This is a genomic window from Streptomyces sp. NPDC054047 (genome assembly GCF_055585065.1).
Genome location: NZ_JBVJKV010000004.1, coordinates 577,060 through 590,624, shown reverse-complemented (window position 1 = coordinate 590,624; position 13,565 = coordinate 577,060). Strand labels below are relative to the sequence as shown.

Sequence of the window (13,565 nt, the reverse complement as noted above, 5' to 3'; positions counted from 1 at the left end):
CGCCCACATCAACTTGCCGACCGCTACCGCTACCGCCGTGGCCGGCGGTCTCCCCCGAACGGCCATCGAGTCACTCACCGCCCTTTGACGGGCGCTGTGGTTTCAGGCGAGGTGAACCGTAGGAGGTCCAGTGCTGCGCCTGATGTTCAAGTCGCCGGCATGCCATGGGGCGTTCATCGCAGGGTGAGCAGGGTCTCGGATGCGATGCGGGACAGCTTCTCCGGGTTGCGGACGACGTACAGGCCGGTGATGCGGCCCGCCTCTACGTGGGCCGCGATGATGCTGTCCAGCTCACCGTCCAGGTGGAGCGACAGCGCCGGGCTGCCGTTGACCATGGTGGGCAAGAACGAGATCGGGATCGTGTTCTTTCCGAGGCCGCCGACCAGCAGGCGGGCCACCTTGTCGGCGCCGGCGATCGGCCGCAGCGCAGCGTGCTTCACGCCGCCGCCGTCGCCCATATAGACGACGTCAGGCGCGAGTACGTCAAGCAACCCCTGCAGGTCCCCACCTTCCAGTGCCCGCACGAACGACTCGACCGCCGCCCGCGTCTGGCGCTGGGACACCACGGCGCGTGGGCGCCGGGCGTCCACGTGCCGGCGGGCACGGTGTGCGATCTGGCGGACGGCTGCCGGGGTCTTGTCGACTGCCGCCGCGATCTCGTCGTAGTCGACGTCGAAGACCTCGCGCAGTACGAAGACGGCCCGCTCGGTCGGTGACAACGTCTCCAGGACCAGCATCACCGCCATCGACACGCTCTCGGCGAGTTCGACGTCCTCGGCCACGTCCGGCGTGGTCAGCAGCGGCTCCGGCAGCCAAGGGCCCACGTAGGACTCCTTGCGCCGCGACATCGTGCGCAGCCGGTTGAGCGCCTGCCGGGTCGTGATCCGGACGAGGTACGCGCGCTGGTCACGCACCTGCTCGAGGTCGACCGCCACCCACCGCAGCCAGGTCTCCTGCAGGACGTCCTCGGCATCGGCCGCCGAACCGAGCATCTCGTAGGCGACGGTGAACAGCAGGCTGCGGTGGGCGACGAAGGTCTCGGTCGCCCGGTCGACAGTGTGATCATCACTCATGTCTGGATCATCTCTCCCCCGGCCGCATCGGACCTAGCAAATCCGTTCACTGGCCGGTGCCTCGGCGCGTGCGGCCTCCAGCGCCTCGCGGCGTCCTGCGCCTCCCTTCATGCGGTGCAGCTTGTACCCGCCGGGCTTGTGCGCCTCTTCCGCCAGATGCCTCACGATGCCCTTGCACACGCCTTCCTTCATTTTCGCGCCGAGGCGACCGTCGATGTGCAACCACACCGCGACGTCGGACCTGTTGCCGAACTGGAAGATGCCCGTGCGCCGGCCCAGGCTGATGCACTGCGCTCCGAACGACTGGTTGAGGGTCTCGGGCTGTTCCCCCGCCAACCGGCTGAGCACCGTGTCGGCGGCCCGCGCGCCCAGCGGCATCGCCGTCTGACAGCTCATCCGCAACGGCAGACCCGACGGCGCCGCCGAGTCTCCGGCCGCGACAATGCGGTCGTCGTCCACGCTCGTCAACGTCTCGTCCGTGAGCAGGCGGCCCTGCACGTCGGTACTCAGCCCACTGCGGGAGGCCAGGTCCGGCACGCCGAAGCCTGCGGTCCAGATGGTCAGCGCGCTGGGCAGCTCCCGACCGTCAGCGAGTCGCACCGCGTCACGCGTCACCGCCGTCACCTTTGCGTCGGGGCCTTGCACCACCCTCACCCCGAGCGCCGCCAGCCGCCCGGCCACCGACCGCCTCCCCCGCCGATGCAAGTACGGACCGAGCACCCCACCGCAGACCAAGGTCACGCTGCGGTCCTGCTCCGCCAGCTCAGCGGCGGTCTCGATGCCTGTCGGACCGGCCCCGACGACCGTCACCGCGGCCGATGCGGGCGTGGCATCGAGGACCGGCAGCAACCGCTGCGCCTCCTCCAGAGCGGCGATCGGGTAGGCGAACTCGGCCGCCCCAGGCACCTGCGGATCGGCGCTCCCGCTGCCCACCGCATAGACCAGGTACTCGTAGCCGACCGCACCACCGCTCACCAGTTCCACACCGCGCCCGGCCGCGTCAATCCGCGTCACGCTGTCGACCACCAGCCGCACTTCCTCCGCCAGGACCTCCTGGAAGTCGACGACAGCGGCGTCGGTCCCGCCCACCATCTGGTGGAGCCGGACCCGGTGGACGAAGGTGGGGCGCGGGTTGATCAGCGTCACCCGCACGCCGTCACGCTGCGTCAGGCGATTGGCCGCCATGACGCCGGCGTACCCGCCGCCCAGCACAACCACATCGATGTTCTCCACCATGATGATGTCTCCCTCGTTTCGAGCGGGTCGACCTCAAGACACCACCGGCGCGCCCCCTGTGACAGCATGTGATCCAGTTCACTTTTCCTGCGTGGCCTACGGACGGCCTTCGTCCCAACTCCCGTGCCACTGGGCACTGTCCGCGATCCGTGCGGCGTGGGCTTCTCGCCGTCTTGCTCGTGATCCTCAAGCTCTGATCCCGCACCCCTACGCATCACGTCCCGAGCGGCCCGGAAGGGCGCGAGAGGGTGCGGGAGGGTGCGGGAGAAATACGTCCGGAGGGCGATTGCCGGAGCCAGCGGCGCCCCGGATCCTGCGGGGATGGACAGTGCTCTACTGGCAGCGGTCATCGGTACGGTGGGCGGTGGCCTGGCCACCGGTGGCGCGGCGTGGCTCCGGGCGCGGGCCCATCTGCGTACGGCGGCCCGGTTGATCTATGCGGAGCTGACGCGCGACAGCGCAGCTGTGGCGTACTTCTGTCGAACCGGGCACTGGGCGGAGCCGACGCTGTCGCGGACGGCGTGGGACGGCCACGGTGCGGTGCTGGCGCGGCGGCGTGACGGGCGATCGTTCGAGACGGTGCACCGCGGGTACGAGGCGCTGGAACTGGTGCCGTACATCGCGGACGACACGCTGGCGGCCGAGACCCGTGAGCGGTGGCTGGCTGAGGAAGCCCGGCGGGTCGCCGCCGCCATCGAGGAGATCGGTGCGATCGCGCAGGTATCCAAAGACCAGGTCCAGGCGTGGACACGCCGCCTCGAAGGTGGGCGCCTCACGGACAGCCGCACTGTGCCGATGCTGGTCTCCGGCGTCGTCTCTCTGCCGTTGCTGGAGCGGCTGACCGGGGATATGGCCATGGACCTGGTCTACGAAGGGCCCGGCGTGGTCCTGCGAGACGGCGCGCTGGAGATCCTTCCGGGCGTCGAGAAGGTCGCCCAGCACATTGTTTTCGATGCCGCAGGCGGCGAGTCCCACCACCGCCTGCGAGCTGCTCGCTACACCGGGCAACCGCCCACCGGCGACGCCGCGGTGGACGAGGCGTACGACGGCCTTGTCGCCGCCTCTACGTTCATGGCGGAGGTTCTCGGCCGGGACTCGATCACGGGGTCGAACTTGCCGCTGGCGGCCGTCGTGCACCACGACAGGCGCTACAACAACGCCTACTGGAACGGGGAGTATCTCGTCCTCGGGGACGGCGACGAGGAGATTTTCAGCCGCTTCACCCAGTGCCCTGAGGTGATTGCGAGCGAGGTCTGGCCGGGAGTTCCGGAGGTATCGGCGATCTCCTTCGGCGGAGAGAGCGGAGCCCTCAATATCTCCATCCGCGATGTCTTCGCCTCGCTGACCAAACAATACGCACGTGGGCAGAGTGTGGACGAAGCCGACTGGGTAGTGGGTGCCGGGCTGCTCGCGCCCTCACTCCACGGCGTCGGTCTTCGTTCGCTCAAGGCGCCAGGCACGGCATACGACAACGATGTACTGGGCCGGGACCCCCAGCCGGACCACATGCGGAACTATGTCCACACCGAGCGCGACAACGGCGGTGTCCACCTCAATGGCGGCATTCCAAATCGAGCCTTCTATCTCGTTGCCGCAGCCCTGGGCGGCAACGCCTGGGAGCGTGCCGGCCGCATCTGGTGGGACGCGCTCACCTCGGGCGAAGTCGGCGAGCTCCCCCTCTTCGCCGACTGGGCCCGCCTCACCACCAGGGCCGCCATCGCCCGCTACAGCGAGGGCAGCGAAGAACACCGCGCCACCCTCGCCGCCTGGGACGCTGTGGGCGTTCCCATCGGCATCGACGGTGCCTGACGGGCGGCAGTGCAGGACTCGAAGTGCCCCAGCGCCCGAAGTTGACGGACGGGTTCGTACCGAAGTTCGCAGTGGAGCTGGATGTAATGATCATGCAGGCCGGAAGTGTCGTTGACCTCGAACTGCCGGGCAAAGTCCAGCGTGAAGACGGGCGGGCCATCGAAGGCGTGGGTCCCGTACTGGCAGAGCAGGCCATCTGCGTCGGGTGTGTTCACGGTGTCGAAGCGTTGTGAGCCGAAGCGCACGAACCTCAGCCACACCTCGTCCAAGGCCAGTTCGGCGAGAGGTTGTTGTCCAGGGCTCAGTTCATGCCGAAGTCGCTCCTGGGCCTGCTCTATGGGCAGGCGGCCGCGACGGCGAGGTTCGAGCGCTCTAGCCAGCGGCAGCGGCCCAGGACGTGCACCAGCGCTGCGGCGCGCGCGTAGGGGTCGTCGTGGACGGGTGGCAGACGGGTAGGCGGCGGGATACCGATGCAGTTCTTCTTCTCTCCGTCGTTTCCAGCACCGGCGCACATCAACTTGGCCGTCGAAGCGGCGTACTTCACCGCTCCCCTCTCGTCTGGGAGGACCCCGTCATCGGCTGCACCGTCGCTCTAGCAAGCGCCGAGCGCACTCCGGGTGAATGCGGTGTACAGAAACGCATGGGGAGACAGGCGGCGGCTTCGGCGGCCGGGCGGAGGAGACACGGTGCTGACGCGCAGACAGATATTCAAGGCGGGAGCTGCCACGGGACTTGTGGTGGCCGGATCCGGCGCCGCGCTGGCTGTCAATACGACGGGGACGGCGTCCAAGGCGGTCGCGGCCGAGCCGATGTTCCGTGTGCCGCTGCGGGTGCCCCGCGCGCTGCGCCCGGCCCGTACCAAGGGCCGTCCCATCGCCGGGTTCACGGAGTACGACTACTACCGGCTGGCGACGCGCGAGGTGGAGACCACCATCCTGCCCGGGACCACCACCAAGATGCGCACCTTCAACGGGGAGCTGACCCCCGTCATCCGGGCCACCCGGGGGCGCCCGGTGGTCATTCAGCAGGTCAACGAGCTGGATGTGCCGTTCTCCATGCACCTGCACGGCGGACACGTGCCGGCCCGGTACGACGGCCACCCCCACGACGAGAACGCGCCGGGCATGAGCCGGGCGTTCATCTACCCCAATACGCAGCAGGCGTCGACGATGTGGATCCACGACCACTCGCACGAGGCGCACGCAGAGAACATCTACCGGGGTGTCGCCGCCGGCTATGTGCTGACCGACGAGTTCGAGGAGCGGCTCCCGCTTCCCAAGGGCCGGTACGACGTCCCGCTGTATCTGCGGGACGCCAAGTTCGCGGCCGACGGAACACTCGTCTACGACCTGGAAGACTTCAGGGACCGGCCGACCATCCTGGTGAACGGCACCCCGCGCCCGTTCTTCAAGGTGGCGGCCCGCAAGTACCGGTTCCGGCTGACCAACACCGCCAACGAGCGTGCCTTCCTGCTCCAGTTGGGGGAGGAAGGCCACGAGATGACGCACATCTCCTCCGACGGCGGTCTGCTGCCGGCCCCGGTACCGACCAAAGCGGTGGAGATCTGGCCGGCCGAGCGCCAGGAGGTCGTGATCGACTTCTCTCGCTTCCCGGTCGGCTCGAAGATCGTGTTGCGCAACCTGATCGCCTTTCCCGGCGAGCCCCCCGAGATCATGCGGTTCGACGTGGTGCGCGACGCCGAGGACCCGAGCCGGGTTCCCGATGTGCTGCGTCCCGCCCCTGACTTGGGCAAGGCCACCGTGGAGCGCAACTTCGTCATGTCCTTCGACCCGGCCTCGGGTCACCACCTGATCAACAACAAGCATTTCGACGTCAACCGGGTGGATCTGAGGCCCAAGATCGGTGACACGGAGATCTGGACGATCGAGAACACGGACACCAGGTTCGGCATCCCGCATTCCCTCCACACGCACCTTGAGCACTTCCTGGTGGTGGACCGGGACGGTCAGGCACCCGGGCCGAGCGAGGCCGGGCTGAAGGACACCATCACGGTGATGCCGGGCAAGAAGGCCCGAGTGAAGATCAAGTTCACCGACTACACCGGCAGGTTCATGTACCACTGTCACCTGATGGGTCACCTGACCATGGGCATGATGGGGCAGATGGAAGTGAAGAACTGACATGGCGTGGCGAACATCCTGATCAGGATCGACCGGTCGGCCCGGCCTGGGGCGCCACGTACGGGCGGCGCTGGGGCAGCAGGCGGAAGGGGCAGGCGCGAGCGCCTGCCCCTTCGGGTAGTGACCCCAGCGCCTCGAATCTCGGTGGGGGCGGACGGACCGTTGCTGCCTTGCTTGTGAACGCGTCCCCATCGTCGACGCCGGGTGATCAGGCCGGAGAAGGGGTCCGCCCCGCCGGGAGCGTAAACGAGGAGTGCGATCGGACCGTCGTACTCCCGAGCCGTGGCCCGCATCGCAGCAACGTCTGTCGGGCTCGGCCCGGATGGTGCGGGATGGCTGTACCCCTCGCCGGCGTAGCCGGAGCTGGTTCGACGTCCCGGTGGTCGGAACGGCGCCAGGAACAGCCGGGAGACACCCCGCAGCAGCGCACCACGACACAGACGGCGTAGAACTGCGACAACAGGACCTCCGGGGCAGACGAATTGGCTTCGCAACCCTCGTGCTGCACCGGAGGCCCTGCCTTCATGCGCCCAACCAGCCGAAATCACCTGCCCAGGCAACCTGTTCGACCAGAACCGCCCTCACGATCGACAGGACTGCGGCTGCCGTGCGGGTTCGCCAGTGATGGCCCACGACAGCCACTGCTGGTGTCAGCCGGTGATGTCAGCGGGCACTGGAGGTGGTCCGGGCAACGGGGTGGAAGTTGATGCGTTCGCGCACCACGGGGAAACCGGCCTTGGTGAAGTTCGCGGCCATGGGGAAGTTGCCCCGGTCCGTGGCACCGGTGACGGCCTCCGCGCCCTGGTTCACCAGGAAGTGGGTGCACTCGGCGAGGAGGTCGTAGGCGTAACCATGGCCGCGGTGCTCCGGCAGGACGCCGATGAACCCGACGGTCGGTCCGGAGGGGTTGTGCGCCGGGATGTGGATGCCGGCCATTTCGCCTTCCGGGGTGCGGGCGAGCTGCCACCATTCCCGCGGGGAGGGGCACCAGTGGAAGAATTCCAGTTCTTGCCGCGCGGCCTGGTCGAGGCCGCCCTCCTCGATGGCCTTCAGCGCGTGGGCGTCCAGCGTGGCCGCGTGGATGCGGCGCAGCGCGTCGAAGAAGACCGAGTCGTCGGGCTCGGGGCCGAAGACGAGGCGACCGGGTCGCTCCGGCAGCCCGAGTTCCGGGGTCCAGCGGTACAGGAAGCGTTCCACCAGGAGTTCGTAGCCTGCGGCCCGGGCGGCGGCGAAGCGAGTCTCGGCGGCCGCGGCCAGGGCGGGGTCCTCGCGCCAGTCGCCGGGCAGGTTGAGCTCGAGTTCGACCCGCCACGGGGCGGAGCGCAGGAGTTCGGCCCCCGCCTCGACCTCGCCCTCGGCGACGTCGAACCAGTTGAGGTTGATGGGTTCCTCGTCATCGGGACCGCCCCACCAGGCGCCGCGGGCGACGACGACGCCGTCGCGCAGGGCCACCCGCTTCCAGTGGGGACGATGCGTGGTCCGCTGGTGCGCGGCACGAGCGTTCAACGGGTCGGGGTGTGCGTCGAACAGATGGGCGTCGCTCTCGTCGAGCGCGCGAATGACCGTATCGGTCATGGGTTCCTCCGGGATGCGTACGGCAGAGCGCTCCCGGTCGGATCAGAGGTGCCACACCGGGCTAACGGGGAGGGAGCGCTGGATGGTTGAGAAATGCACGGCACTCGCCTCCTTCCGTTCGTCTCACGCGGCGTGGTCCGGAGTCATACGGTACCTGAACACCGGTGGGTCCGTCCTGCGAATAACCAGGCGTATGTGGAGATCCCGCGCGCGCTCCGACGTCGACGCCCTGACGACACTGCGCCGTGCGCTCAACTAGCGAGCGGGACGGATCATCGCCGTGAAAACCGGTGAGGCCGCTGACGGCTGACTCTGCCCGATGTCCTTGTATCCCCACGACCGGTGCAGCGCGTGAACCTTCCCGTCACCGGCCGCCTTGCTGACCATGAGCGTCACGTAAGGCTCGTCACGGCTGGCGAGCAGGGCATCGTGGATGCGCCGCGCGTTCCCCGTGCCCCGCCATGCGAGGCTCACCCCGATATCTTTCAACGCCACGGCCCGACGCTCGGTGTACTCCGCCGCCGGCGCCGGACTGATGCGCTGCCAGTCCCGGTCGCCGTGCTCGATGGTGTTGCCGTAGGCCTAGCCGACCGGCTGGCCCTCCGCATAGGCGAGGGCGGCCACGAAGCCGGGATCGGTGCCTTGCCCCGGTCCAGGCGCTCACCGAACACGGTGGCCGCGTAGTTGGGCAGGTGCAGCAGCGGGGGACGCACCTCGGCGTACACGTCGAGCAGGTCGCCGCGGGCGGCCTCGAGCGCGGTGAACGTGCGGAGGTCGATGGGGGCCGTGGTCATATCGCGGCTCTCCAAGCGGCAGTGCGCTCGGTCCAGGTGGGCGCGGTGGAGCTGGCCGGCGCGGTGGCGCGCAGTGCAGTCCCGAACTCCTGCAGCATCCTCGATACACGCGCATGGTGGGTAGCCGCGTCCTTCGGCACCGACATCGCGGTGACCGTGGCGGCGTCGGCATCTGCCTGGGCTAGCTGGGCGTGGGCGAGGCGGCTGGCGGTGATCGCCCGGGAGCGGAGCATGTAGGGCCGCAGAGCGGCCAGGCATCGGTGCGCATGGTATTCGGCGGTGGGTAGTCGCCGAGCGAAAGGTGGGCCGAGAGCGCGCCAGGGAGTGCAGGTCGGCTTCGTCGTAGAAGGCGAGCAGCCACACGGGGCGGTAGGCGCCCGGGGCGGTAGGCGCCCGGGTCGGCGTGGTCCATGGCGTCGTGGGCCTGGTCGTACGCCCGGCGCAGGCCGTTGCGCTCCTGGGCGACGCCCTAGATGGCCATCTGCCGGGCCATGCCGAGGGAGGCGAACAGAGGGTCGCGGCGTGTGATGTACAGGCCGCGGGCGGCGTCGTTGGCGGCGAAGGCGTCGGCGAGTCTTGGCCGTCGTCCGGCTGGGCGAGCATCCGGCGCCCTTGGCTGGGCAATTCGGTCGTCTGGTCAGCGGTCTACCCAGTCCGGCACCCACACGTCGTGCGGGGTTCGCGGGCCCGCAGTGCGCAGATACTCGCGTAGCGCGGTCAGCACGGGGTGCTGGTCTCCGTCGCGGAACAGCAGCACGTGCGGGTAGACCGGAGTCGGCTCGTGCAACGGGATGCGCCGCAGGTCGTGGGTCTGGGGCCACAGGTACCGGTCTCCGCTGCCCACGAGGGTGGCCAGCGAACCCGAGTCGGCCAGTGCGTCCATCAGGGCCTCGTCACCGAAGTTGGGGCCGAGCGCGTCGATGCTCAGGCCGAAGCGCTCGGACAGCGCCTGGTAGAACGCCGCCCACTCGGTGCCCGGCCTGATCCCTGGAATCCAGATCCGGTGGCCGGCCAGGTCCGCAGGACGGACCCAGGGCGCCCCGGCCAGCGAATGGCCGGGGCCGACCAGGAGCTCCAGGGGTGCGTCCAGGAGCCGTTCGGTGCTGATCCCGGCCGGGATCTGGTCTGCCGGCAGGGCACGGAAGGACGCGTCGACGGTCCCTTCGAGCACCGCCTGGGCGGCCTGGGTGGCGTTCTCCTCGCTCAGCGTGACCGCGTCCAGGTCCGTCTCGGGGTGGGCGCGGTAGAACCGGTACACAGCCTGGGCTGGGGAGATGCGCCGGTTAAGGACATCGACGCGCAAGGGACGGCTGCCGGGGCGCACGGCCTGCTCGGCCTGCTCGATGGCCGCCAGGACCTTCTTGGCGTGCGGCAGGAAGACCTGTCCGTCCAGGCTCAGTCGGGAGCCTCGGGAGGTCCGCACCAGGAGCGTGACCTCGATGTGTCTCTCCAGGGCCGCGACCCGCTTGGAGACCGCCTGCTGGCTGATCCCCAGTTCGTCGGCCGCAGCCTGGAACTGGCCGGTCTCGGCGACGGCCACGAACGTCCGCAGCCCTTCAATATCCACGCTTCCACCCTACTTCCACAACTTCTGGTTGTGTCTGGTGTGGTGCAGGGTTGTTTGATCGAGTGTCCTGCGCGGTGGTGGGATCAGCGCATGTCTACCCGTACAGAGCAGGTCATGTATGTCCAGACACCCGAGTTCGCCCGTCATGTGGAACGGATCGTGGAGGTGACCGATGCGACGTCTCGACTGAACGTACTTCCGTTCAGCGACAGCGAAGGGCGTCAGGAACTACTTTCCGTTGTGTTCGGCGGGCCGCTGCCAGAGTCGGTGATGATCTACCCGCCGTTCTTCACCGAGTGCGGGCTGCACACGACGTTCGGGGAGAACGTCTTCGTCAACCAGGGATGCACCTTCATGGACAAGGGAGGCATCCGTATCGGCAACGGTGTCATGATCGCGCCGAAGGTCAGCCTCATCACCGGAGGCCATCCACTGCCCCTGGCCGAGCGCCGCGAGTACCTCTCCTTCGCCCCGATCGTCATCGAGGACGACGTCTGGATCGGGACGGCTGTCGTGATCACGCAGGGAGTGACCATCGGTGCCGGGGCGGTGGTCGCTGCCGGTGCGGTGGTCACTCGTGATGTTCCTGCCGGCACCGTGGTCGCGGGGGTGCCCGCCCGGGTGATCAAGACGATCGGCTGAGCCGGGCCGCCGCGCTGCCGAGCCGGGTGCACTGCACCTCTGCGGTCTGATCCTGATGCCTCGTCACGTCCGGCTGACCAGCTAACCGACCGGTGGGACCGCATTCGGCTGCTGCCGCCCTCCAGTGCCGGTCGTCGTGGCAGGTCGTGGGCCGATCACCGCCGCATTGCGGAGGCGATCGTCCACCGGTGCCGCACCGGTCTTCCCTGGCGCGACCTCCCAGCCAGGTTGGGATCTTGGGAGACCGTGTGGGCCCGCCACCGCCGCTGGGCCGCCGACGGGACTACAGAACGCCACGGCCTCCCGGGGGGCCACCGACGAGATGGCGGCGAACCGGGCGGCGAAATCCGTCGATCGTAGGTCAGGCGGTGCTCTCGCGCTTCGGCCAACCTCCCTCGATGGCCGGGCCGCTGCCTGCGGGAATGTTCGCCGCCACCAGCGCTGCGGCCTCGCTGGCGCTGAGGCGGGCACCGAGCACACGTGACGGTGTCTGCGCAGATCCCTCTGCAACCACGTCCCACAGCCCGTCTATCGTCGGAATCACGCGCGGAAGCTCGTTGTGGAACGGATCAGCGGTGCTGCTGAGCAGGCTGAAATGGCCGTGCGACGGCCACGGGAAGAAGGCGCGCAGGGCCGGCTGCGCATAAAGCGCCTCGGCAAGTTCGGTGTCGCCCAGCCTGATCACTTGCGAGCGTTCCAAGGTCAGTCGCCAGGCGGTCGCCACGACCCTTCCAGGCGGTGCCGCCTTCAGCGGGTCATCCGCGAGGAGCGTCCACTCGCGGCGCAGCTGACCGATCGATGCGCCCTCACACCATTCGTGCAGGATGGCGGCCACCACCGCGAGGCTATCGGTGCTGCCGAAGGCGCCCCAGAGCCATCCGGAGTCCGCGGAGATCTCGATGCGGAACTCGCGTTCGTCGTCGTTGGTCGCGTATACCGCGAACCGCGCCTTTCCCCGAACACGGCATGCGGCTACCGCTGGGGCGAACCCCTCAACGGGTTCCATGGGGCCGACAGCGTGCCCGTGGCGAGCCGCTTCGCGAGCCAACGCTTCTCCCAAGCCACCCGGCTCAGCCAACTCTGGATAGAGGTCGGTCGGCACTTCGCTTGAACGTTCCTTCATGCGCATACGGTAGGTCGTGGGGTGGAGGTGTGACCTCTCCGAAGCCCGGGAGCAAGCGCACTGCGTCACGGGATCGGCGGCCCTCCTGAGGTGTTGCTGAAACTCATCGACACGCTCATGACCCGCAGACTCACCCGACCCGCCGTCCAGCCAACGCATCCCTGCCCCGATCTGCCGAACCCGTCCACGCTGCTTGAGGCGTCACAGGTCCGACGGGAGCGGCATCGCGATGGACGCGACGATGCCGTCCATCGCGTCGTTCAGGACCGCCTCGCGCTCGGCCGGATCAGTGCAGGACGCCGACCAAGCCGGGGGCCGGGATGTTCGCCTGGGTCATGCCCCCAGGTCCTCCGTCACGGGCAGGCACTCGGCGAGCAGATCGACGACGTCGCGCCAGGCTCGCTGCGCGTGCTGCGGGTGGTAGCCCACGCCGGGGACCGTGGGGTGGTCGACCGGCGGGTGGTGGAAGGCGTGCAAGGCGCCGCCGTAGACCGCCAGTCGCCAGTCGACGCCCGCGGCCTGCATCTCGGCGGTGAACGCCTTCCGTTGCGCGGGCGGCATGATCGGGTCTTCCGACCCGACCCCGGCCCACACCGGGCAGCGAATGCGCGCCGCCTCGCCCGGTCGGCCCGTGGTCAGTGCGTTGACTGTGCCGATCGCGCGCAGGTTGACGCCGTCGCGCCCGAGTTCCAGCCCGATGGCGCCCCCGGTGCCGTAGCCGACGGCGGCGATCCGGTCGGGGTCGGTCCGCGGTTCGGTGCGCAACACGTCGAGCGCTGCATGACCGATGTTCCGCATCCGGTCGGGATCAGCGAGCAGTGGCATGCAACGGGCCAGCATCTCCTCGGGGTCGCTCAAGTAGCGCCCGCCGTGAAGGTCGAAGGCCAGCGCTATGTATCCCAGCTCGGCGAGAGCATCGGCCCGGCGGCGCTCGACGTCGCTGAGCCCTGTGCCCTCCGGTCCGATCAGCACCGCGGGTCGGCGGTCGACACCGGCCGGGAGCGCGAGGTGCCCGATCATCGTCAGACCGTCGGCCGGGTACTCGACCGTACGCTTCGTAATCGTCTTCATGAGACTGGACTGTAGTGATCGTCGAGTTCGGTCCGGCCGCTGTTCTGCCGCTGGCAGAGCAGCGCGGGCGTCTCCCTGAAAGACGGCGAGGGCTTACAAGAACCGTCACTTAGAGCCGTCTCCGGCGCCACGGTGGGCGGCGCGATGCCGGTACTGAGCCTGCCCAGAGGACGAAGTCTGCAGAGCCGGCGGCTGCGGCGAGGTAACGCGGGCGCCTCATTCGAGGACGGCGAACAGGTCGTCAGGCCCCGTCTCGGCGGACGTCAGGCGGGCTGCCGCGGCCTTGGCGGCGCTCAGTTCCGTACTGACCACACGCCCCTCCCGGTGTCGCGCACCGCGGCGGCGCCATGGAGCGCGGAGACACCGAAGGACGTGCCGAACGTGACGACGGTGGCGGGGCAGGGCGGGCTGCCCGAGTCAAGTTGCAGTGGGGGCGCGGGACCCTGGGGTCACGCCGCCCGGATCCGTCTGCTGGTCGCCTCGTCCTGCTCGGCATGCCGGTACTTCCGGTCAAGGGCGGAGGCGACGCAGAGG

10 protein-coding genes and 4 pseudogenes are annotated in these 13,565 nt (G+C 68.9%); 5 read left to right on the top strand and 9 right to left on the bottom strand.

What is annotated here, in order from left to right; translation table 11 throughout:
* Positions 1-173: 173 nt before the first annotated feature.
* Both ACZ6ZP_RS19475 and ACZ6ZP_RS19470 read right to left on the bottom strand, forming a co-directional pair.
* On the bottom strand, positions 174-1,073 hold the full coding sequence (locus ACZ6ZP_RS19475; protein WP_469407654.1) for an RNA polymerase sigma-70 factor: 900 nt from the start codon (positions 1,071-1,073) through the stop codon (positions 174-176).
* Positions 1,074-1,106: 33 nt separating this feature from the next.
* The gene (locus ACZ6ZP_RS19470) at positions 1,107-2,309 is read right to left on the bottom strand and encodes an NAD(P)/FAD-dependent oxidoreductase (protein ID WP_469407653.1); all 1,203 of its coding nucleotides are present in this window, start codon (positions 2,307-2,309) and stop codon (positions 1,107-1,109) included.
* A 321-nt stretch (positions 2,310-2,630) separates the two neighbouring features.
* Between ACZ6ZP_RS19470 and ACZ6ZP_RS19465 the strand changes: the two genes are divergently transcribed.
* Together ACZ6ZP_RS19465 and ACZ6ZP_RS19460 are read left to right on the top strand one after the other, a co-directional pair.
* Positions 2,631-4,118: a M4 family metallopeptidase gene (locus tag ACZ6ZP_RS19465; protein ID WP_469407651.1), complete on the top strand. Its 1,488-nt coding sequence runs from the start codon at positions 2,631-2,633 to the stop codon at positions 4,116-4,118.
* An 86-nt stretch (positions 4,119-4,204) separates the two neighbouring features.
* The gene (locus ACZ6ZP_RS19460; protein ID WP_399976792.1) at positions 4,205-4,351 is read left to right on the top strand and encodes a hypothetical protein; all 147 of its coding nucleotides are present in this window, start codon (positions 4,205-4,207) and stop codon (positions 4,349-4,351) included.
* 110 nt (positions 4,352-4,461) lie between these two features.
* Here the strand turns inward: ACZ6ZP_RS19460 and ACZ6ZP_RS19455 are convergent.
* Positions 4,462-4,560, bottom strand: a pseudogene (locus ACZ6ZP_RS19455) (fic family toxin-antitoxin system, toxin component); the annotation flags it as partial.
* 244 nt (positions 4,561-4,804) lie between these two features.
* Between ACZ6ZP_RS19455 and ACZ6ZP_RS19450 the strand changes: the two are divergent.
* On the top strand, positions 4,805-6,259 hold the full coding sequence (locus ACZ6ZP_RS19450; RefSeq protein WP_366465209.1) for a multicopper oxidase family protein: 1,455 nt from the start codon (positions 4,805-4,807) through the stop codon (positions 6,257-6,259).
* A 663-nt stretch (positions 6,260-6,922) separates the two neighbouring features.
* Here the strand turns inward: ACZ6ZP_RS19450 and ACZ6ZP_RS19445 are convergent.
* The 4 genes and pseudogenes from ACZ6ZP_RS19445 to ACZ6ZP_RS19430 all read right to left on the bottom strand — a co-directional run bounded on the left by ACZ6ZP_RS19445 (position 6,923) and on the right by ACZ6ZP_RS19430 (position 10,195).
* Positions 6,923-7,834, bottom strand: coding sequence for a GNAT family N-acetyltransferase (locus ACZ6ZP_RS19445; RefSeq protein ID WP_469407649.1), 912 nt, complete (start codon positions 7,832-7,834; stop codon positions 6,923-6,925).
* 255 nt (positions 7,835-8,089) lie between these two features.
* Positions 8,090-8,628, bottom strand: a pseudogene (locus ACZ6ZP_RS19440) (GNAT family N-acetyltransferase).
* Positions 8,625-9,205, bottom strand: a pseudogene (locus ACZ6ZP_RS19435) (XRE family transcriptional regulator); the annotation flags it as partial. The pseudogenes ACZ6ZP_RS19440 and ACZ6ZP_RS19435, both read right to left, overlap by 4 nt.
* 60 nt (positions 9,206-9,265) lie before the next feature.
* Entirely contained in the window at positions 9,266-10,195 is a 930-nt protein-coding gene (locus ACZ6ZP_RS19430; RefSeq protein ID WP_469407648.1) for a LysR family transcriptional regulator, read from the bottom strand.
* A gap of 114 nt (positions 10,196-10,309) precedes the next feature.
* Between ACZ6ZP_RS19430 and ACZ6ZP_RS19425 the strand changes: the two genes are divergently transcribed.
* Positions 10,310-10,837 (top strand): DapH/DapD/GlmU-related protein, encoded by a 528-nt coding sequence (locus tag ACZ6ZP_RS19425; protein ID WP_468617229.1) that lies wholly within the window; start codon positions 10,310-10,312, stop codon positions 10,835-10,837.
* Between the two features lie 102 nt (positions 10,838-10,939).
* A pseudogene (locus ACZ6ZP_RS19420) lies at positions 10,940-11,131 on the top strand (transposase); the annotation flags it as partial.
* Positions 11,132-11,198: 67 nt separating this feature from the next.
* Here ACZ6ZP_RS19420 and ACZ6ZP_RS19415 read toward each other — a convergent pair.
* The gene (locus ACZ6ZP_RS19415) at positions 11,199-11,960 is read right to left on the bottom strand and encodes a DUF6193 family natural product biosynthesis protein (protein WP_469407647.1); all 762 of its coding nucleotides are present in this window, start codon (positions 11,958-11,960) and stop codon (positions 11,199-11,201) included.
* 333 nt (positions 11,961-12,293) lie between these two features.
* The gene (locus ACZ6ZP_RS19410) at positions 12,294-13,031 is read right to left on the bottom strand and encodes a dienelactone hydrolase family protein (RefSeq protein WP_469407646.1); all 738 of its coding nucleotides are present in this window, start codon (positions 13,029-13,031) and stop codon (positions 12,294-12,296) included.
* Between the last annotated feature and the right edge of the window lie 534 nt (positions 13,032-13,565).